The sequence below is a fragment of the Prauserella isguenensis genome (assembly GCF_014191605.1).
Lineage (GTDB): Bacteria > Actinomycetota > Actinomycetes > Mycobacteriales > Pseudonocardiaceae > Prauserella > Prauserella isguenensis.
The window spans coordinates 56,798-76,843 of record NZ_JACHWU010000006.1 but is presented as its reverse complement, the minus strand read 5'-3'; the positions used below and the strand labels follow the sequence as shown (position 1 = coordinate 76,843).

Below are 20,046 nucleotides of genomic sequence, written 5' to 3'. Positions count from 1 at the left end.
GTCCGACGTGACCGTGTCGCGGCGGAGCCATGTCACAGCGATGTCATGCCGCGGCGATGTCATGCCACAGCGAAGTCGTGCCGCGGCGAAGCCATGCCACAGCGACGTCGTGGCGCCGTGACGCCGGCCGGTCGTGCATCGGGGGCGGTGTCGCATGTCGGGGTCGGGCACGCGCCTGCCGTGCACCGTCTTCCGTCTCGGGGTGACCGCGCGGCGACGAGCGAACACTTCGTCCAACGGCCGCGGCCGGCCGCTTTGTTCCACGTTCAACTTCGTGTCCGGCGCGACGTCCGTCACGTGCCACGTGCGCCACATTCGGGAAACGTTCCGGGCTCGACCGCATTCGGTGGGAATCGAAACGATCACGGGAGCCGGATGTGGTGGGAGTACCGCATACTGATCGACGTGGAGTGGGTACTGCACGTCGACCTCGATCAGTTCATCGCCGCCGTCGAGATCGCGCGACACCCGGAGCTGCGGGGCGAACCCGTGGTGGTCGGCGGCGCAGGCGACCCTGCGCAGCGCGGCGTCGTCGCGACGGCGTCGTACGAGGCCAGAGCCTTCGGCGTGCACTCGGGGATGCCATTGCGGACGGCGCAGCGGAAATGCCCCGACGCGGTATTCCTGCCCTCGGATTCGCCCGCCTACGAAGAGGTGTCGGAACGCGTCATGGCGGCATTGCGGGAACTGCCGGTCGTCGTGGAGGTGGCGGGTTGGGACGAGGCGTTCCTCGGCGCGGAAACCGATGACCCGGAAAGCCTGGCGCAGCGCGTTCGCGACATTGTGCGCCGGCGATGCGGATTGGAATGCTCCGTCGGGATCGGTGACAACAAACTGCGCGCCAAGACCGCGACCGGATTCGCCAAACCCGGCGGGATCCATCGCCTGACCCGGTCGGACTGGCTGCCCGTGATGGCGCACCGCTCGCCGGACGCGTTGTGGGGTGTCGGGAGTCGCACGGTCAAGAAGCTCGCCGAACTCGGCATCACGACGGTCGGTGAACTCGCCGAGGCCGATCGCGACCAGCTGGCCGCCCGGTTCGGCCCGACGATGGGGCCGTTCTTCCGCGTACTGGCGCACGGCTGGGGCGACCGCGAGGTCACGGCCACGCCGCACGTGGCGAAGTCGCGCAGCCGGGAGACGACCTTCCAGCGGAACCTCACGGAGCGCGCCGACGCCGACGCCGCCGTGCGGGAGCTCGCCCGGCGTGTCGCCGACGACGTGATCGCCGAGGGGCGCCCGGTCGCGCGGGTGGCGGTCAAGGTGCGGTTCGCGCCGTTCGTCACCCGGACCCGCAGCACGACGCTGTCCGAACCCGTCGACCCCGTGGCCGGCTACCGGGCGGCGGAACCCGGGCGGCCCGCGGCCAGCGGCCCGGCTGAGAACGTCCAGCGCAACCGGGTCGGTGACGCCCTCGAACGGGCCGCACTGACCGTGCTGGGCCGGTTCGAGTTCGACCGCCCGGTACGGCTGCTCGGAGTGCGCGCGGAGTTCGCCGAGTCGTCGGCAGACGCCCCCGAACGATGAACTGGGTCACATATCCGCCGTCGTTGCGGGGGTGTGTGGCCGGTGGGTGCCCCGGAATGTCCGACCGTGCGGATACGCTGCAGTACGGTGCCTTCCGCCGGGGCCGGTGAACCCGACCGGTGCCGGAAGCCCGCACGAGGCGGCTCGCCCGCGGGGTGAACGGGAAGCCGCCATCGCATCACGAGACCGGGAGAGACGACCCTGTGACTGCTTCGGCCGAGACCCTGTACGGGGCCGACGATCTGACCCACCTCGAGGGATTGGAAGCGGTGCGGAAGCGGCCCGGCATGTACATCGGGTCCACAGACAGCCGCGGCGTGAACCATCTCTTCGCCGAGATCGTCGACAACTGCACCGACGAAGGCGTGGCGGGTCATGCCGACCGCGTCGTCGTCACGCTGCACGCCGACGGCAGTGTCGAGGTGGACGACAACGGCCGTGGCATCCCCACCGACAACCACGCCAAGTCCGGGATCTCCGGCGTCGAGCTGGTGCTGACCAGGTTGCACGCGGGCGGCAAGTTCGGTGGCTCCGGCTACAAGGCCTCGGGCGGGCTCCACGGCGTCGGCGCGTCGGCGGTGAACGCGCTGTCGCTGCGGTTCGACGTGCAGGTGCGACGGGCCGGCAAGGTCCACGAGATGTCGTTCGCCCGCGGCGTGGCAGGTGTGTTCGACGGCCCCGGCGCGAAGGCGAAGTTCACGCCCCAGTCGGGGTTGCGCGTCGCCCGCAAGATGAAGCGCGGGGAGCCCACCGGCACGACGATCCGCTACTGGTACGACTCGCGGTACTTCGAGCAGGGCGCGGAACTCGACATCGAGGACCTGCGCACCAAGCTGCAGCACACCGCCTTCCTCGTGCCGGGCGTCACGTACGTACTGCGGACCGCCACCGACGGCGAGGTCGGGTCGATCGAGGAGGAGACGTTCCACTACCCGAACGGCCTCGCCGACATGGTCGAGTACCTCGCCCCGACCGGCGACCGCGCGGTGTCCGGGACGATCACGATCTCCGGTGAGGGCACCTACAAGGAGAACGCCGCCGACGAGAACGGCGTCATGCAGTCCAATGTGGAACGCCGTGCCGAGGTGGACGTCGCGCTGCGCTGGGGGACCGGCTACGAACGCACCATCGAGTGCTTCACCAACACCATTCGCAACGTGCACGGCGGCACGCACCGGAAGGGCTTCGACCGGGCGCTGACGAAGTCGTTGCAGGACGCCATCTCGCGGACGCGGGGCATGCTCAAGCCGAAGGAGGACCCGCCGACCCTCGACGACATCACCGAGGGCATGACCGCGGTCGTCCACGTGCGGATCCCGGAGCCGCAGTTCACGTCGCAGACCAAGGACGAGCTGTCGACCGCGGGCATCACCAAGGTGCTGCAGGGCATCGTCGACAAGGAGATCCGCGCCTGGACCGACAACCGCCGGACCAAGTCCGAGGCCAAGACGGTGCTGCAGAAGATCGTCGACGCCTCCCGGGTGCGGATCGCGCAGAAGCAGCAGAAGGACGCGGCGCGGCGCAAGACGGCGCTCGAGGGTGCCGCCATGCCGCCGAAGCTGGTCGACTGCCGCGCGACCGGCATCGCCCGCAGTGAGCTGTTCCTCGTGGAGGGCGACAGCGCACTCGGCTGTTTCACCGGTGACACGCGCGTCGCGTTGGCGAGCGGCGGGAGCAAGACGTTCGCCGAGCTGGCCGATGACTGGGAACAGGGGATCAGTCACTTCGGATACACGACGAACTCACAGGGGCGTGTCGTGGTCGCACCGCTGGTGGAACCGCGGCTGACCAAGCACGACGCACCGCTGGTGAGGGTGCGGTTCGACAACGGGGAATCCGTCCGGTGCACTCCGGACCACCTGTTCCGCCTCCGTGACGGCTCCTACCGGCGCGCGGATCAGCTGACGTCGGGCGACTCGTTGATGCCGCTGTACCGCTCGGTGTCCGCCAAGTCCGCAGGGGACAGCCTCGACGGGTACGAGCGTGTATGGATGAACGACCGTGAGGAGTGGGTCTACACCCACTACCTCGCGGACGGATACAACCTGCGGAACGGCGTCGACAGCACCGCCAACGGGAACGTTCGCCATCACATCGATGTCGACAAGCGCAACAACGATCCGCGCAACATCTGCAGGATGACGTGGGAGGACCACGCCGCGCTCCACGCATCGATGATGGGTGAGCACGTTCATGAGGGCTACCGGGCCTGGCTGGCCCGCGGTGGCCTGGAGTTCAAGTCCGCGATGCTGTCCGAGCAGTGGCAGGACCCGGAATTCCGAGCCGCATGCCTGGCCCGGCTGGCCGCGCGGAACGCGGATCCCTCGTTTTGCGCGAAGATCGAGCAGGGCTTCCAGGACTGGTACGCCTCGTTGAGCGACGTCGAGCGCGCTGAGTACGCCGAGCGGATGCGTCGGTGGCAGGCCGAGTACTGGGCGCACCCCGAGCACCGGGCCGATGCCGCGGAACGTGTGCGGATCTTCTTCGCGGAGCCGGGTCGCAGGGAGGAGTGGAGTCGCCGCTCGAAGGAGCAGTGGCAGGACGAGGAACTGCGTGCATGGCGCTCGCGGAAGACGGTCGAGCAGTTCTCCGATAAGGCGGAGCGTGACCGTCAGCGTGCAGCGGTGACCGCCTGGCACGAGGCCCACCCCGAGTTCGGCCGGCGGCATTCGGTGCGCATGAAGGTGCGCATGTCCGACCCCGACACCGGCCACCTCGCACGGGTCCAGGAAGGGCGTGCTCGTTACGTCGAGACCGTTCCGAGGCAGGAGAGGGTCGCCCAGCAGAATGAGGGCCGCCGGATCGCTGCGCTGAAGCGGCTCGCCAACGTCCTCGATGTGTCGGACGACCAGCTGGAGGGTGCGTACGAAGCGCTTCGGCTGGACACGGCACGGACGGGGCTCCGGTTCGAGAAGCTGCTCGCGCACTACCACGGCGACTACCGCCGACTTCGGGACGCGGCGCAGCATGTCAATCATCGTGTGGCGTCGGTCGAGTTCCTCGACGAGACCGAGGACGTCTACGACGTGACCGTGGACCACTACCACAACTTCGCACTCGAATCCGGGGTATTCGTGCACAACAGTGCCCGCAGCGCCCGGGTGTCGGAGTACCAGGCGTTGCTGCCGCTGCGCGGGAAGATCCTCAACGTGCAGAAGGCCGGTCTCGGCGACGCGCTGAAGAACGCCGAGATCTCGAACATCGTCCAGGTCCTCGGTGCGGGAACCGGGCGGACGTTCGACATGTCTGCGCTGCGCTACGGCCGCGTGATCATCATGGCCGACGCCGACGTGGACGGTTCGCACATCCGCACGCTGCTCATCACGCTGTTCGCCCGCTACATGCGTCCCGTCGTCGACGAGGGCAGGCTCTACGCGGCGATGCCGCCGCTGCACAAGGTCGTCACCAAGGGAAAGAACGAGGAGACGCACTACACCTTCACCGAGCGCGAGATGCAGGAGAAGGTCGCCGAACTCGAGGCGAAAGGCAAGACCATCAAGAAGCCCGTGCCGCGCTTCAAGGGTCTCGGTGAGATGGATGCCGACGAGCTGTGGGAGACGACGATGAACCCCGCGACGCGGGCCGTCCGCCGCATCACCCTCGACGACGCCGAGGCCGCAGAGGCCGCGCTCGAACTCCTGATGGGTGAAAAGGTCGAACCGCGCCGTAACTGGCTGGTCTCGTCGTCCGAACGCGTCGACCAGGCCGCGATCGACATCTGACGAGGCCGTCGCACCGTGAACGGAACCCGCCGCGACCCTCCAGCCAGCATCCCAGCCCGCATCGCCGCGCCGATATCCCAGCGCCAGCGCACGAACTAGGAGCCGGACACCACGATGGCACGCCGTAAGAACCCGACCACCCGCGTCGATCCGGCCGCGTTCGACCAGGCCGGCGCCCAGGTCTACGACAACTCGCTGGCCGCCGAGATCGAGGACTCCTATCTGGAGTACGCCTACTCGGTCATCCACTCCAGGGCGCTGCCCGACGCACGCGACGGCCTCAAACCGGTGCACCGCCGGATCCTGTTCTCCATGAACGAGAACGGCTACCGGCCCAGCCACGCGTACGTGAAGTCCTCCCGCGTCGTCGGCGACGTGATGGGCCGCTACCACCCGCACGGCGACGTCGCGATCTACGACGCGATGGTGCGTCTCGCGCAGGACTTCTCGATGAACGTCCCACTGGTCGACGGGCACGGTAACTTCGGAAGTCCGGACGACGGACCGGCCGCGTCGCGTTACACGGAAGCGCGGATGTCGCCGGAGGCGATGCTGCTCGTCGGCGAACTGGGTGAAGAGACCGTCGACATGCGGGCGAACTACGACGGCGAGCTGCTCGAACCCTCGGTGCTGCCCGCCTCGTTCCCGAATCTGCTCGTCAACGGCACGTCCGGGATCGCGGTCGGCATGGCGACGAACATGATCCCGCACAACCTCAGCGAGGTCCTCGCCGCCGCGCGCTGGCTGATCAACCACCCGAACGCCTCGCTCGACAAGCTGATGGAGTTCGTGCCCGGGCCCGACCTGCCGACCGGTGGGCAGCTACTCGGCCTGGACCAGGTCCGCAAGGCCTACGAGACGGGACGTGGTGTCGTGCGGATGCGCGCGACCGTCGAGACCGGACCGATCGAAGGCAGCAGGCGGCAGGGCATCACCGTCACCGAGCTGCCGTACGGCGTGGGTCCGGAGAAGGTCATCGAACGCATCACCGACGAGGTCAACAAGACCAAGCGGCTGACCGGCATCGCCGACGTCAAGGACCTCACCGACCGGGAGAACGGTACGCGGTTGGTCATCGAGTGCAAGGTCGGTGTCAACCCGCAGGCGCTGCTGGCGGACCTGTACCGACTGACTCCGTTGGAGCAGTCGTTCGGCATCAACAACCTCGTGCTCGTCGACGGCAAGCCGCAGACTCTCGGACTCAAGCCGTTGCTCGAGGTGTTCCTGCAGCACCGCTACGACGTCGTCACCCGCCGTACCCGCTACCGTCGCCGCAAGCGCGAGGAGCGCCTGCACTTGGTGGAGGGCCTGCTCAAGGCGCTCGTCGACATCGACAAGGTCATCAAGCTCATCCGGCAGAGCGACAACGCGCAGGCCGCCAAGGAAGGCCTGATGAAGCGGTTCGAACTCACCGAGATCCAGGCTACGTACATTTTGGACACCCCGCTGCGGCGGCTGACCAAGTACGACAAGCTCGACCTCGAGCAGGAGGACGAGAAGCTGCGCGAGGAGATCGCGGAGCTGTCGAAGATCCTCGACGACGACAAGGAGCTCAAGAAGGTCGTCTCCGCCGAGCTGGCGAAGATCGCCAAGGACTTCCCGACCGAACGGCGCACTGCGCTGATCGACGGCGACCTCAAGGAGGTGCTGGCCGCGTCCAAGCCGGCCGGGCCGTTGGAGGTCGCCGACGACCCGTGCCACGTGGTGCTGTCGGCCACGGGGCTCGTCGCCCGCACCGCAGCCGAATCGGAGGAGGCGCAGGAAAGTCGCCGCCGCAACGGCCGGGTCAAGCACGATGCGGTGCAGGCCGTGGTCCGCACGACCGCGCGCGGCCAGGTGATCCTGGTGACGAGCGCGGGGCGGGCGTTCAAGGTGGACGTGCTGCCGCTGCCCGTGCTGCCGGAGCAGAGCGGCACGGTGTCGCTGCGCGGCGGCATGTCTGCGAAGGAACTGGTGCCACTGGCGAAGGGCGAACGGATCGTCGGGCTCGCCCCGCTCGGCGACCATGTCGGCGACTCGCCGGGCCTGGCGCTGGGCACCAAGGCCGGCGTGGTGAAGGTGTGTGCCCCCGACTGGCCCGTGCGGTCGGAGGAGTTCGAGGTCATCAACCTCAAGGACGGTGACGAGGTCGTCGGCGCCGCGTGGTTGACCGACGGCGAGGAGGAGCTGGCGTTCGTGACGTCCACTGCTTCGCTGCTGCGGTATTCGGCGTCGCTGGTGCGGCCGCAGGGGCTCAAGAGCGGCGGCATGGCCGGCGTGAAGTTGTCCGGTGACGCCGAGGTCGTGTTCTTCGGCGCGGTGCGCACGGACGACGACGACCACGGTGAACCGTTCGTCGTCACGGCCACGGGCGAAACGGTCAAGGTGACGCCGTTCGCGGAGTACCCCGCGAAGGGTCGGGCGACGGCGGGTGTGCGCGTCCACCGATTGCTGAAGGGCGAGGACGCCGTGCGCGTCGCGTGGATCGGCCCACGGCCCGCGGGCAGTTCCCGCAAGGGCGATGCGGTCGAGCTGCCCGAGGTCGACGACCGCCGCGACGGCTCCGGTGCCGCCCACCCCGGTCCCGAGGTCATCGGCCACCGCATCGAACGCGACTGACCCGGGGACGGGCGGGACGCGTTGGCGCCGTGGCGGTCGGCGTAGCACGCGCATCGCGGTGGCCTGTGATGTAGCACCTCAGGTGCTACAATGGGTGCATGATGTCCATCGGCATCCGGGAGCTTCGTCAGCAAGCGTCCCACTACGTCGCCTTGGCGAAAGCCGGCGAGCGGGTCGCGGTGACCGACCGTGGCCGCTTGGTGGCCTACCTCGTGCCCGTGGAATCCGGGGGGTCCGCTCTCGAACGGTTGGAAGCAGCCGGACAGTATCGGCCCCCGGCAGGGCACGTGAGTGATTTGGGCGACCCCCCGCCGGTGCCGGACGGTCATCGCGGCCTTACCGACGTGCTCGCCGACATGCGTGATGAGGAAGCCTGGTGATCTACCTCGACACGTCAGCGTTCCTCAAGCTGGTGTGGGCCGAGGCCGAAACGCCTGCGTTGCGTCGGATGCTGGGCGAACGTTCGGACGAACACGCGGTGTCGAGCACCCTGCTTGCGGTCGAGACCAGGCGAGCTGCCATCCGTCAGGGGGGAGGCGCCGTGCCTCGCGCCGACTTCGCACTGGAGAAGGTCGGTCTGATCGAGATGAGTAGGGCCGTGGCGGAGTCTGCGGGTCGGTTGCCCGACCCGAACCTGAGGTCTCTCGATGCCATTCATCTTGCGACCGCGTTGCTCCTCGAGGGCAGCGTGAGCACCTTCGTCACATACGACAAGAGACTGGGGACGGTCGCCGAGTCGCTGGGGCTTCCGGTCGTGTCTCCTGTCTGAACTCCGGGCTCAGCCGGGCCAGGCGGACAGGGTGCGGTTGCTCTCGAAACGGCGGCGCTCGCCGGTGAGCGGGTCGGTGAACTCGAGGACCTTCGCCAGGAGCTGCAACGGGTTGCGGAAGTCGTCGAGGGCGGTCTCGTACGTGACCGGGTAGAACGAGTCGCCCACGATGGGCACGCCGAGTGAGGCCAGGTGCACCCGCAGCTGGTGCGTGCGCCCGGTGGCGGGCACCAGCCGGTAGCGGGCGAGGCCGTCGCGGGCCTCGGCCAGCTCGACGTGGGTCTCGGCGTTCGGATCCCCCGGCACTTCCTCGGCCGTGACGACCTCACGGCGTTTGACGATCCGGCTGCGGACCGTGCGCGGCAGCGCGAGTTGCGGATCGTGGGGTGCGATCGCCTCGTACTCCTTGTGGACGACCCGGTCGCGGAACAGGTTCTGGTACGGCCCGCGCAGTTCCCGCCGCACGGTGAACATCAACAGCCCGGCGGTCACGCGGTCGAGCCGGTGCACGGGGCTCAACTCGGGCAGGCCGAGTTCGTCGCGCAGCCGCACCAGCGCGGTCTGCATGACGTGCTTGCCACGGGGGATCGTCGCGAGGAAATGCGGCTTGTCGGCCACCACCAGGTCGTCGTCGCGGTACACGATGCCGATGTCGAACGGCACGGGCACCTCGTCGGGCAGGTCGCGGTGGAACCACACGAACTCGCCCGGCACGTACGGGGTGTCGGGCGTGACGGCGCCGGTGGCCGTGACGAACCGGCCCGCCGTGATCATCTCGTCGACGTACGCGGGTTCCAGCCGGTGCAACCGCTGCACCAGGTGGTCGCGCACGGTCGCCCACGTCCCGTCGACAGGGAGCCGCAGTCGCGCGGCGTCGAGCCCGTTGCGTTGCGGCAACGGCGAGACGGGACGTTTCATGCGTCCCAGGATACCGGCGGCGTAGGGTGCCGATCATGGAGCAGATCACGGACGCCGAGCCGCCGAGCGGCCGGAAGCGTGCGCTGGCGCGGGCGCCGATCGTGCTCTACCGGCGCGGCCTCGGCGCACTGCTGAGCCGCCGCTTGCTGTACCTCGTGCACACCGGCAGGCGGACCGGCAGGCGGCGCGAGGTCGTCCTCGAGGTCGTCACCAGCGACGCCGGCTCGATCACGGCGTGCTCCGGTTTCGGTACGAAAGCCGCCTGGTACCGGAACGTCCTCGAGAACCCGTCCGTGACCATCCAGAGTGGACGGTTGCGCACGTCGGCGACCGCGGTGCCGCTGGACGTCGACACGGGCGTGGAGCTGATGGTCGAATACGGCCGCAGGACACCGAAACTCGCCGCACGCCTCGCGCACGTCATGGGTTATCGCGTCGACGGCAGCGACGACGACTTCCGCGCGCTGGGCCGCGAGGTCAGGTTCGTCCGCTTCGACCACGGCGGCTGACCCGGACGGCCCTCACTCGCTACCACCGGAACGCGGAACGCCCGGCACGCCCACCGACAGGAGGCGTGCCGGGCGTTCTCCTCGTCCGGGTTTCCGCAACGAGGGGGAGGTGCGGAACCCTGGGGGCTGTCCGGCCCTTGGTTCCCCTCACGATACGGCGCCGGACACCGGCGGACCATCGGCTGTGCGGACGATTCGGATGCCCGCGAGTGCCCGACACCGCGGGCATCCCCTCGCGCGCCCGGCAGGGATTAGGGCCTCCCGGCGGCGGGTAGTCGGCGCAGGACGCGGAGGAGACGAGCGAGGGGAGTTCGCCATGCTGAGTCGTCGCGAACGTGAGGAGCTCGAGCGTATCGGCGGCACGCTGCGAGACGATGACCCCGAGCTGGCGCGTGCGTTCGGCCGTGGGGGGCCGCCGCGCCGGTGGGCGGGTGGCCGGGTGTTGCGCCGCGGCCTTGACATGTTCGCCGGTGTGCTGATCGTGCTGGGCTTGGTGACGCTGAACTTCGGCCTCGTGCTGCTAGCGGCGATCGTGCTGGTCATCGCGGCGTTCGCGCACGTGCAGGGGTGGGGCGATCCGTGGAACTCCACGAGCGACCACGAGGACGGCTAGCTCCGCACGGCCCGGCGCGCGCCAAGGTCCCCGAGGCCTGACGCCCTGGTCCCGGAGGCCGGGGTGTGAGTCCGGCGCCCGTGTTACCCGGCCGTCTGCCAGGTCTCGCCGGTGATGCGCTCGTAGGCCTCGGCGTAGCGGGCGCGGGTGGCTGCCACGATGTCGGCGGGGACCTCCGGTCCGGGTGGGGTCTTGTCCCAGCCGGTCGAGGTCGCCCAGTCGCGCACGAACTGTTTGTCGAACGCGTGCTGCGGCTGCCCCGGCTGCCACTCGTCGGCAGGCCAGAAGCGGGACGAATCGGACGTCAGTACCTCGTCGCCGAGGGTGAGCACCCCGTCGGAGTCCCAGCCGAATTCGACCTTGGTGTCGGCGACGATGATGCCGCGTTCGGCCGCGTGCTCGGCGCCCGCGCGGTACAGCTCCAGCGTGAGTGCGCGCAGCCGTTCCGCCGTCTCGCCGCCCTCCTGCGCGACGACGTCGTCGAAGGTGATCGCCTCGTCGTGTCCCGTGTCGGCCTTCGTCGTCGGCGTGAAGATCGGCTCGGGGAGCTTGCTGCCTTCCACGAGCCCGTCGGGCAGTGCCACGCCCGAGACCGTGCCGCGCTCGCGGTACTCCTTCAGACCGGACCCTGACAGGTATCCACGTGCGATGCATTCGACCTTGACCATCGTCAGCGGCCTGCACCGCAGCGCCCGTCCCGCGAACTCCTCCGGGACATCCGTCGCCGACAGCACATGGTTCGGGACCAGGTCGGCGAATCGCTCGAACCACCAGCGCGACAGCTGGGTGAGCAGGGCACCCTTGTCGGGGATCGGGGTCGGCAGTGTCACGTCGTAGACCGAGATCCGGTCGGAGGCGACGAGCAGGATGTCGCCGTCGTCGTCGTACAGATCCCTGACCTTGCCCGCGTGGATGTGCTTCACGCGCCTCATCGTACGACCGGGTTGTCGCGGCGCCCGCTGGGTAGCCCCGGGACGGCCGACAGCAGTCGAAGACGGGAGAAGTGATGGCGGAAACGGTCGGCGACCAGGTGCTGCGGAGGCTGCGGGAATGGGACGTCGAGCAGGTGTTCGGCTACCCCGGCGACGGCATCAACGGCATCGTGGCTGCGTTCGGCGAGGCCGACAACCGGCCCCGGTTCGTGCAGTCGCGCCACGAGGAGATGTCGGCCTTCTCGGCCGTCGGCTACGCCAAGTTCAGCGGCAACGTGGGCGTGTGTCTCGCCACATCGGGCCCGGGCGCGATCCATCTCCTCAACGGCCTCTACGACGCCAAGCTCGACCATGTGCCGGTGGTCGCGATCGTCGGGCAGACGGCGCGCACCGCGATGGGCGGCAGCTATCAGCAGGAGGTCGACCTGCAGCCGCTGCTGGCCGACGTGGCCTCGGCCTACCTGGTGGAGGTCAACACCGCCGAACAGCTGCCGAACGCGCTCGACAGAGCGATGCGCACCGCGTGGGCCCAGCGCACCGTCACGGCCGTGATCGTGCCGGGCGACCTGCAGGAACAGACCTACAGCCCGCCGCAACACGAGTTCAAACACGTGCCGTCGGCCCCGCCGAGCACTCCGCGGTCGGTCGCGGTGCCGCCGGAGGACGAGATCGCACGTGCCGCCGAGGTCCTCAACGCGGGCGAGCGCGTGGCGATCCTGGTCGGCCAGGGCGCCCGCAACGCCGCACACGAGGTGAGTCAGGTCGCCGAGCTGACCGGCGCGGGCGTGGCGAAGGCCCTGCTCGGCAAGGACGTGCTGTCCGACGAGCTGCCGTATGTCACCGGGTCGATCGGACTGCTCGGGACACGGCCCACGTACGAGCTGATGCGCGACTGCGACACGCTGCTGATCGTCGGTTCGAACATGCCCTACAGCCAGTTCCTTCCGGAGTTCGGCCAGGCGAGGGCGGTGCAGATCGACGTCGACGCCGGCGTGCTCGGCATGCGCTACCCGACCGAGGTGAACCTGGCGGGCGAATCGAAGGCCACGCTGCGTGCCCTGTTGCCGCAACTGCAACGCAAGAACGCGACGTCGTGGCGCTCGAGTGTCGAGTCGAACGTGTCCCAGTGGTGGGACACGATGCGACAGCAGGCCATGCTCAGCGCCGAACCGGTGAACCCGCAGCGGGTGGTGCACGAGCTGTCGGCACGACTGCCCGAGGACGCGATCATCACGGCCGACTCGGGATCGTCGACCAACTGGTTCGCGCGCAATCTGCGGATCCGTGGTCGGATGCGGGCGTCGCTGTCCGGCACGCTCGCCACGATGGGCGCGGGCGTGCCGTACGCGATCGGGGCGAAGTTCGCCCACCCGGGCCGGCCCGTCGTCGCGCTCGTCGGAGACGGCGCGATGCAGATGAACGGCCTCACGGAACTGCTGACGATCGCCCGCTACCGCGAACTGTGGGACGACCAGCGGCTCGTCGTCTGCGTGTTCCACAACGACGACCTCAACCAGGTCACGTGGGAGCTGCGCGCGATGGGAGGGGCGCCGAAGTTCGAGGAGTCGCAGAATCTGCCGGACATGTCGTACGCGGCGTTCGCCGCGGCGCTCGGCTTCGACACCGTGTCGATCGACGACCCGGAGCAGCTCGGTGCCGCATGGGACCGCGTGCTCGGCGGCCGGGGTCCGGCGCTGCTCGACGTGCGGTGCGATCCCGAGGTGCCACCGATCCCGCCGCACGCCACGCTCGAGCAGATGACCTCGACCGCCGAGGCACTCGCCAAGGGTGACCCCAACACGTGGCACGTCCTCATGCAGGGAGCGAAGACGAAACTGCAGGAGTTCATCCCCGGCCGCTGACGCCCCGTGTTGCAGTTTCCGGGGCGCGTGTTGCGGGTTCCCGGGCTCGTGTTGGGGATTCGAGCGCGCGTGTTGTCGTTTCCGGGGCGTGTGGCGCGCATGCGGGTCGGCCGGCGTGGCGGTGCGCCGGCCGATCCGCATGGGTAGCGCCGCCCGGCTACAGGTCGGTGCCGGCCTCGACCATCTGCATCGACCCGGTGATGTACCTGCCCTTGTCGGACGCCAGGTGCAGCACCTGGTCGGTGACGTCCTCGGGTTGCAGGGCGACCACGGGCAGGGCGTTGAGGTCCTGCGCCGCCGCTTCGAAGTCGGCGCGCGTGGGGTTCTCGACGTCGGGTGCGAACAGGCGGTACAGCGATTCGTGAAGAATCATGTCGGTGGCGACCGCCGTCGGATGCACGGTGTTGACGCGGATGTCGTGCGGTGCCAGTTCCTTGGCCATGACCTTCATCAGCATGATCAGACCGGCTTTGGACGAGGCGTAGTGCACGGTGTTCGCGTTCGCCTGGACGGCGGCGACCGAGCTCGTGATGACGACGGCGCCGCCGCGGCCACCGTCGATGATGTGCGGCACGGACGCCTTGAGCGTCTTCCACACGCCGGTCAGGTTGATGTCGATGGTGTCCTGCCACGCTTCGTCGGTCATCTCGAGTGACGGTGCGTGGCCGAAGATCCCGGCGTTGGCCAGGACGATGTCGAGTCGGCCGAGCCGGTCGACCCCGGCACGTGCGGCGTCGGCGAGTGCCTGTGAATCGCGGACGTCCGCGTCGCACGCGACGATGCGTCGTCCGGTCCGTTCGACGAGCCGTACCGTTTCGTCGAGATCCTCCGCCGTGGCGAGGGAGTAGGGGATGCTGTCGACCTTCGCGGTCGTGTCGACCGCGATGATGTCGGCGCCTTCCTCGGCGAGGGCCACCGCGTGGCTGCGGCCCTGACCTCGTGCTGCGCCGGTGATGAACGCGACCTTGCCGTCGAACCTGCCCATGGTCATCTCCGTGTCGTCGTTGACTCCGGTGGCGCCCTGGTGCGGACGTTATGGCACGGGGTGCCGAAGGTCCAGGGGCTCCCGGGGAGAACAGCCGTACGGCGCAGCCGGTCGGGCGGGGGCGGATGGGACGGCACGCTGAACAGCGAAACCGCCCGGCTGCAGGGGTGAGGAGCAGCCGGGCGGTCATGGGGAAGGCCTCGTCGGGGGCGCGAGGTTCGCCCGAAGCGGGGCTTACTTCAGTTCGGCGCTCGATTTGCCCAGCAGGCGCCGGGCGATGATGAGCTGCTGGATCTGCTGGGTGCCTTCGAAGATGTCGAGAATCTTCGCGTCACGGCTCCACTTCTCGAGCAGCGATTCCTCGGTGTAGCCGTACACGCCTGCGAGCTCGACGCAGCGCAGCGTGATGTCCACACCGGACCGGCCCGCCTTCGCCTTGGCCATGGAGGCCTGCAGCGAGTTCGGCTTGCGGTTGTCGGCCATCCACGCCGATTCCAGCGTCAACAGGTACGCGGCCTCGTAGTCGGCCTCGAGCTGCAGGAACGTCGCGGCCGCCGCGCTCTGGGTGTTCGCGGGCTTGTCGTAGTCGATGTCGACGCCGGCCTCTTCGAGTACCCGCCTCGTCTCCTCCAACGCCGCCCGCGCGACGCCGACCGCCATCGCGGCGACCATGGGGCGGGTGTTGTCGAAGGTCTGCATGACCCCCGCGAAACCCGTCTTCGTGTCGATCTCCGGGCTGCCGAGCAGGTTCTCCTTCGGCACGCGGCAGTTCTCGAACCGCAGCACCGCCGTGTCGGAGGCGCGGATGCCGAGCTTGTGCTCCAGCCGCACGACCTCGAAGCCCGGCGTGCCCTTCTCGACGACGAACGACTTGATGGCGGCGCGGCCCTTCGACTTGTCCAACGTCGCCCAGACGACGACGCAGTCGGCTCGCTCTCCCGCGGTCACGAAGATCTTCTCGCCGTTGAGGACGTACTCGTCGCCGTCGAGTTCGGCGGTGGCGCTCACGGCGGCCGAGTCGGAACCGAAGCTCGGCTCCGTGATCGCCATCGCGGCCCACTTGCCTTTGAACCGCTCCAGCTGCTCGTCGTCGGCCACCGAGGCGATCGCCGCGTTGCCGAGGCCCTGGCGCGGCATCGACAGCAGCAGTGCCACGTCGCCCCAGCACATCTCGATCGCACCGAGCACGGTGGACAGATTGCCGCCGTTGCGGTTGCCCTTGTCCTTGTCGTCGTCGCCCGCGCGGACACCGGAGGCTCCCGCGCCGCCCTCGCCGGACGAGTTCAGCCCGTCCAGCAGCGACGCCAGCATGTCCAGTTCGGACGGATACGCGTGCTCGGCCCTGTCGTACTTGCGGGAGTTCGGCCGGAACACCTCCGCGGCAGCCTGGTGCGCCTGGTTGACCAGCGCCTTGGCCTTCTTGGGGATCTCGAGGTTGATCACAGCAAGCCCTTTCTGCGCTGTCTCTACAGGAGAACGATGCCGTCGACGGCGCCGATCGCGCGCAGGTCGCGATACCAGCGTTCCACGGGGTGCTCCTTGGTGTAGCCGTGTCCGCCGAGCAGCTGCACGCCTGCGCTGCCGATCTGCATGCCTTTGTCCGTCGCGAGCGTGCGGGCCAACGCGACCTCGCGGGCGTAGGACCTGCCCTGTTCGGCGCGCGAGGCGGCCCGCAGCATCGTCAGCCGCATGCTCTCCAGCTCGATCGCGATGTCCGAGACCTGGAACGCGACGCCCTGGCGGTGGCTGATCGGTTCGCCGAACGCCTCCCGCTCGTTGACGTACGGGATCACGTAGTCGAGCACGGCCTTGCCCGTGCCGCACGCAAGCGCTGCCCACCCGATGCGGGACAGGCGCACGACGTCGGCGAACACCTCCCGCTTGCCGCCGCCCAGCAGCGCGCCCGCGGGCAGCTTCACGTCGTTGAGGACGAGCTTCGTCGTCGCGGCGCTACGCAGGCCCATGGCGGGTTCGGCCTCGACGGACACGCCCGCGGTCGACGACTCGACGATGAACAGCGCGGGGCCGCGGCCTTCGAGGTCGGCGGAGACGACGAACAGCTCGGCGTCCGCGCCGCGCGGCACGAGCGACTTCACGCCGTCAAGCCGGTAGCCGTTCGGCGTGCGCTTCGCGCGGGTCTTCGGGTCGAACGGATCGAACAGCGGTGTGCGTTCCTGCAGCGCCAGCGCCGCGGCCGGCACGTTCTCGCCCGCGAACGCGGGCACGTAGGCCGCTTGCTGGTCGGCGTCGCCCCACTGCACGAGCGCGTTGCTCACGGCCGACGGTGCGAGCACCGCCACGGCCAGGCCCATGTCGCCGTGCGCCAGCGACTCGGCGACCAGCGCGTTGGTGACGACCGAACGCTCGGAGCCGACCCCGTCGAGCTCTTCGGGAATGCCGATCTGCGTCACGCCGAGTTCGGCGGCGCGGCCCAGCAGGCCGTCCGGGGGAGCGAGCTTGTCGTCGGCCTGGGCGGCCGCGGGCCGGAGCTGTTCCGCGGCGAACTCGTCGACCGTCTCGACGATCATCTGCTGTTCGTCGGTGGGTTCGAGGTCGAAAAGCCCCGAGTCGGGAGCCTTCTCGAGGCGCGCGGGCTTGCCGAGCCGCGTCGTCGCCTTGAACGTGCGATTCGCTGCGCCGACCGCCTGGAAGCCGGCGCGAGTGGCCGACGAGACGATGTCCTCCACGGGCTTGCGCAGCCCCGCGCGGTCGATCAGCTTGCTGCCTGCCAGCCGGTTGAGCGCGGCGAGGCCGAGCCCCATGGCGTCGCGCCCCTGCTGCGGATTCTGTCGAGCCACAGTCATCCCCTTCGGTTACCTACTCGCGAGTAGGTTAACTCGAACACCGGCGACTCGCCAGTAGGGGGCCTCGCGGGCGTCGGTGTCAGGGGTCGGCCGCCCCCGCAGGCTCCGCCCCACCCCGCTCCCGGGCGTGCTCGCCCAGGACGGTGCCCATGAGCCTGACCAGCTCGGCGGGTAGGTGGGGCCTGCGATTCACCCGCCGTGTCCGGGTGAGGTCGTTGGCGACCGTCAGTGCCGCGTGCACGGTGATCTTCGCTTCGCGGGTGTCCAGTTCGGGGCGCGCGGCTTCGAGTAGCCCGACCCACCGGGACACGTACTCGCGCTGGATGCGCAACAGCTCGGGGCGGTCGCGCTCGTCGATGTGCACCCGGTCGACGGAGAACGACACGAGAAGTTCCGGCTGGCCGGTCAGCGTCGCGACGTAGGACTCGGCGAGTCGATGCAGCGCGGGCCATGCGCCGTCGGAACGCAGTGCGTCCTCGGCGGCAAGCAGCAGCCGGTCACCCGCCCTGCGGCCGATGGCGCCGAGCAGGCTCGCCTTGCTGGGGAAATGCCGGTACACGCTCGGCCCGGCGATCCCGGCCGCGCGGCCGATGTCGTCCATGCTGACGGCACTGAACCCGTGGGCGGCGAACAGCTCCGTGGCCTCGGTGAGGATCTGTTCCCTGCGTGACGGTGCGGGGAGCGGTTCGCCCCCCGCGGCCCCGGCGGCCCCTGCGGAGGCGGAGGCACCGCCGGACGTCGGGTCGCCGCCCACCGCGGCACCGGCAGGGGAGGGGGCGGGGTCCCGGCCGCCCTCGCTGCCGGTTCCGGGCAGGTCGGCGTCGAGGACCCGGGTGGCGATGTCCACGAGCAGCGTCTCGAACCGTCGTTTCGGCACGCTCGTGCGGTGCACGGACACGCTGCCGAAGACCGACAGTGCCGCCCAGCACAACAGCTCCGCGTCCTCGGGTGGCAGCGCGGGCCGGACCCGCAGCAGCACCTTCGTCCACGTCGCGAGCATGGCGCCGGAACGTTCCCGCAGGTCACGTTGAGTCTCGCTGTCGAGGTGCCTGCCCTCCCAGCGCCACAGCGCGGCGGCGTCGCGGCGTTCGACCGACTTGGCGGCCAGCTCGGTCAGCAGCGTGTCCACCTGGTCCGATGACGGTGCCTCGCCGTCCGGTGACGCGGCGTCCGTGGCGGCCTCGACCTCGTCCAGGCCCGCGCGCAGCACGTGCGCGAGGATCGCTTGCTTGTCCTTGAAGTGGCGGTACAGCGCGGGTCCGGTGATGCCCGCGGCCGCGGCGATGTCGTTGATCCCCACCCCGTGGTACCCGCGCCCGCGGAACAGCTCCGCCGCGACGGCGGCGAGCTGCGTCTTGCGGTCACGTGGCCGTTTGTCGCTCGCGCGCGGCCGTTTACCGCCGGGTGGTGTGGGTGCCATAGGTGAGACAACTTTAGCGCGATGCCTTCGGCTGGCAACCCATTGACACCATGGGAATAAGGCGGATTATGTTAGTAGCGATTAGCACCGAATCTGGATGCATGGACACTGTCGACCATGTCGGCTGCGTGCCTGCCGTCAGCCGCGAGGAAGGACCGTTGGTGTGAGTACAGAGGCGTTCATCTACGAGGCGATCCGCACGCCTCGTGGCAAGAACAAGGGCGGAGCCCTGCACGGGACGAAACCGATCGACCTGGTCACGGGGCTGATCGACGAGATCAAGAGCCGGCACCCGGGCTTGGACCCGGCCAAGATCGAGGACATCGTCCTCGGCGTCGTCTCGCCCGTCGGTGACCAGGGTGCGGACATCGCGCGCGGCGCCGCGATGGCGGGCGGTCTGCCCGACAGCGTCGCGGGTGTGCAGCTCAACCGGTTCTGCGCATCGGGCCTCGAGGCCGTCAACCAGGCCGCCGCGCGTGTGCGCTCCGGCTGGGAGGGGCTGCTCCTCGCGGGGGGTGTCGAGTCGATGTCCCGCGTGCCGATGGGTTCCGACGGCGGCGCGATGTTCACCGACCCGGCCACGAACTACGACACCTACTTCGTGCCGCAGGGCATCGGCGCCGACCTGATCGCCACGCTCGAGGGATTCTCCCGTGAGGACGTCGACCGCTTCGCCGTCCGTTCCCAGGACAAGGCCGAGGCGGCGTGGTCCGGCGGCTACTTCGCCAAGTCGGTTGTGCCGGTCAAGGACATGAACGGCGTGACGATCCTCGACCACGACGAGCATCGCCGTCCCGGCACCACGGTCGAGGACCTGGCCAAGCTCAAGCCCGCCTTCGAGGGCATCGGCGAGATGGGCGGCTTCGACGCGGTGGCGCTGCAGAAGTACCACCAGGTGGAGAAGATCGACCACGTCCACACCGGCGGCAACTCTTCCGGCATCGTCGACGGCGCCGCGCTCGTGCTGATCGGCAACGAGCAGGTCGGCAAGGACCTCGGCCTGACGCCGCGTGCGCGCATCGTGTCGACCGCGATCACCGGCTCCGACCCGACGATCATGCTCACCGGCCCGACACCCGCCTCCGAGAAGGTGCTGGCGCAGGCGGGCATGACCACCGACGACATCGACCTGTTCGAGCTGAATGAGGCGTTCGCGTCGGTCGTCATGAAGTGGATGAAGGACCTGAAGCTGCCGGAGGAGAAGGTCAACGTCAACGGCGGCGCCATCGCGATGGGTCACCCGCTCGGCGCCACCGGCGCGATGATCCTCGGCACGATGGTCGACGAGCTGGAGCGGCGCCAGGAGCGGCGCGCGTTGCTGTCGCTGTGCATCGGCGGCGGTATGGGTATCGGCACGATCATCGAGCGTGTGTGAGGGCGAGCGACA

Annotated in this window: 15 protein-coding genes; 9 read left to right on the top strand and 6 right to left on the bottom strand. The window is 69.2% G+C overall.

Annotation, left to right across the window (positions count from 1 at the left end; all coding sequences use genetic code 11):
* The first annotated feature begins 375 nt into the window (after window positions 1–375).
* The 5 genes from FHS23_RS19850 to FHS23_RS19830 all read left to right on the top strand — a co-directional run bounded on the left by FHS23_RS19850 (window position 376) and on the right by FHS23_RS19830 (window position 8,616).
* A complete protein-coding gene (locus FHS23_RS19850; RefSeq protein ID WP_425501155.1) occupies window positions 376–1,527 on the top strand; it encodes a DNA polymerase IV in 1,152 nt (383 codons plus the stop codon).
* 203 nt (window positions 1,528–1,730) lie between these two features.
* Window positions 1,731–5,249, top strand: coding sequence for an ATP-binding protein (locus tag FHS23_RS19845; RefSeq protein WP_183658271.1), 3,519 nt, complete (start codon window positions 1,731–1,733; stop codon window positions 5,247–5,249).
* Between the two features lie 114 nt (window positions 5,250–5,363).
* Complete coding sequence (locus FHS23_RS19840) at window positions 5,364–7,847, top strand: DNA gyrase/topoisomerase IV subunit A (RefSeq protein WP_183658268.1); 2,484 nt, start codon at window positions 5,364–5,366, stop codon at window positions 7,845–7,847.
* A gap of 98 nt (window positions 7,848–7,945) precedes the next feature.
* A complete protein-coding gene (locus FHS23_RS19835; RefSeq protein ID WP_183658265.1) occupies window positions 7,946–8,227 on the top strand; it encodes a type II toxin-antitoxin system Phd/YefM family antitoxin in 282 nt (93 codons plus the stop codon).
* Window positions 8,224–8,616: a PIN domain-containing protein gene (locus FHS23_RS19830; protein WP_183658262.1), complete on the top strand. Its 393-nt coding sequence runs from the start codon at window positions 8,224–8,226 to the stop codon at window positions 8,614–8,616. Before FHS23_RS19835 ends, FHS23_RS19830 begins: the two co-directional genes overlap by 4 nt.
* 9 nt (window positions 8,617–8,625) lie before the next feature.
* Here FHS23_RS19830 and FHS23_RS19825 read toward each other — a convergent pair whose 3' ends face one another.
* Window positions 8,626–9,534 carry a pseudouridine synthase gene (locus FHS23_RS19825; RefSeq protein WP_183658259.1) on the bottom strand — a complete coding sequence of 303 codons (909 nt, stop codon included), beginning with the start codon at window positions 9,532–9,534 and terminating at the stop codon, window positions 8,626–8,628.
* A 35-nt stretch (window positions 9,535–9,569) separates the two neighbouring features.
* Here FHS23_RS19825 and FHS23_RS19820 point away from each other — a divergent pair, with 35 nt between their 5' ends.
* Window positions 9,570–10,043 (top strand): nitroreductase family deazaflavin-dependent oxidoreductase, encoded by a 474-nt coding sequence (locus FHS23_RS19820; protein WP_183658256.1) that lies wholly within the window; start codon window positions 9,570–9,572, stop codon window positions 10,041–10,043.
* Between the two features lie 316 nt (window positions 10,044–10,359).
* Entirely contained in the window at window positions 10,360–10,656 is a 297-nt protein-coding gene (locus tag FHS23_RS19815) for a DUF3040 domain-containing protein (protein ID WP_183658254.1), read from the top strand.
* An 83-nt stretch (window positions 10,657–10,739) separates the two neighbouring features.
* Here the strand turns inward: FHS23_RS19815 and FHS23_RS19810 are convergent, their stop codons facing one another.
* Window positions 10,740–11,588: a phosphoribosylaminoimidazolesuccinocarboxamide synthase gene (locus FHS23_RS19810; RefSeq protein WP_183658252.1), complete on the bottom strand. Its 849-nt coding sequence runs from the start codon at window positions 11,586–11,588 to the stop codon at window positions 10,740–10,742.
* 74 nt (window positions 11,589–11,662) lie between these two features.
* Here FHS23_RS19810 and FHS23_RS19805 point away from each other — a divergent pair, with 74 nt between their 5' ends.
* Window positions 11,663–13,450 carry a thiamine pyrophosphate-requiring protein gene (locus FHS23_RS19805; RefSeq protein ID WP_183658250.1) on the top strand — a complete coding sequence of 596 codons (1,788 nt, stop codon included), beginning with the start codon at window positions 11,663–11,665 and terminating at the stop codon, window positions 13,448–13,450.
* 157 nt (window positions 13,451–13,607) lie between these two features.
* On the opposite strand, the gene FHS23_RS19800 is transcribed toward FHS23_RS19805, so the two are convergent.
* The 4 genes from FHS23_RS19800 to FHS23_RS19785 all read right to left on the bottom strand — a co-directional run bounded on the left by FHS23_RS19800 (window position 13,608) and on the right by FHS23_RS19785 (window position 18,659).
* Window positions 13,608–14,435, bottom strand: a complete 828-nt coding sequence (locus FHS23_RS19800; protein ID WP_183658248.1) for a mycofactocin-coupled SDR family oxidoreductase — start codon at window positions 14,433–14,435, stop codon at window positions 13,608–13,610.
* A 234-nt stretch (window positions 14,436–14,669) separates the two neighbouring features.
* Window positions 14,670–15,878 (bottom strand): acyl-CoA dehydrogenase family protein, encoded by a 1,209-nt coding sequence (locus tag FHS23_RS19795; RefSeq protein WP_183658246.1) that lies wholly within the window; start codon window positions 15,876–15,878, stop codon window positions 14,670–14,672.
* Between the two features lie 23 nt (window positions 15,879–15,901).
* Complete coding sequence (locus FHS23_RS19790) at window positions 15,902–17,197, bottom strand: acyl-CoA dehydrogenase family protein (RefSeq protein ID WP_183658483.1); 1,296 nt, start codon at window positions 17,195–17,197, stop codon at window positions 15,902–15,904.
* 121 nt (window positions 17,198–17,318) lie between these two features.
* A complete protein-coding gene (locus tag FHS23_RS19785; protein ID WP_183658244.1) occupies window positions 17,319–18,659 on the bottom strand; it encodes a TetR/AcrR family transcriptional regulator in 1,341 nt (446 codons plus the stop codon).
* Between the two features lie 163 nt (window positions 18,660–18,822).
* On the opposite strand from FHS23_RS19785, the gene FHS23_RS19780 reads away from it, so the two are divergent.
* The gene (locus FHS23_RS19780) at window positions 18,823–20,034 is read left to right on the top strand and encodes an acetyl-CoA C-acetyltransferase (RefSeq protein WP_183658241.1); all 1,212 of its coding nucleotides are present in this window, start codon (window positions 18,823–18,825) and stop codon (window positions 20,032–20,034) included.
* The last annotated feature ends 12 nt before the right edge of the window (window positions 20,035–20,046 follow it).

Excerpts from the sequence above, each read along its gene's own strand:
- FHS23_RS19805 (WP_183658250.1), top strand. The coding sequence starts at position 11,663 with ATGGCGGAAACGGTCGGCGACCAGGTGCTGCGGAGGCTGCGGGAATGG.
- FHS23_RS19840 (WP_183658268.1), top strand. The coding sequence starts at position 5,364 with ATGGCACGCCGTAAGAACCCGACCACCCGCGTCGATCCGGCCGCGTTC.
- FHS23_RS19825 (WP_183658259.1), bottom strand. The coding sequence starts at position 9,534 with ATGAAACGTCCCGTCTCGCCGTTGCCGCAACGCAACGGGCTCGACGCC.
- FHS23_RS19810 (WP_183658252.1), bottom strand. The coding sequence starts at position 11,588 with ATGAGGCGCGTGAAGCACATCCACGCGGGCAAGGTCAGGGATCTGTAC.
- FHS23_RS19835 (WP_183658265.1), top strand. The coding sequence starts at position 7,946 with ATGATGTCCATCGGCATCCGGGAGCTTCGTCAGCAAGCGTCCCACTAC.
- FHS23_RS19820 (WP_183658256.1), top strand. The coding sequence starts at position 9,570 with ATGGAGCAGATCACGGACGCCGAGCCGCCGAGCGGCCGGAAGCGTGCG.
- FHS23_RS19815 (WP_183658254.1), top strand. The coding sequence starts at position 10,360 with ATGCTGAGTCGTCGCGAACGTGAGGAGCTCGAGCGTATCGGCGGCACG.
- FHS23_RS19785 (WP_183658244.1), bottom strand. The coding sequence starts at position 18,659 with ATGGCACCCACACCACCCGGCGGTAAACGGCCGCGCGCGAGCGACAAA.
- FHS23_RS19790 (WP_183658483.1), bottom strand. The coding sequence starts at position 17,197 with ATGGGGCTCGGCCTCGCCGCGCTCAACCGGCTGGCAGGCAGCAAGCTG.
- FHS23_RS19850 (WP_425501155.1), top strand. The coding sequence starts at position 376 with ATGTGGTGGGAGTACCGCATACTGATCGACGTGGAGTGGGTACTGCAC.
- FHS23_RS19800 (WP_183658248.1), bottom strand. The coding sequence starts at position 14,435 with ATGGGCAGGTTCGACGGCAAGGTCGCGTTCATCACCGGCGCAGCACGA.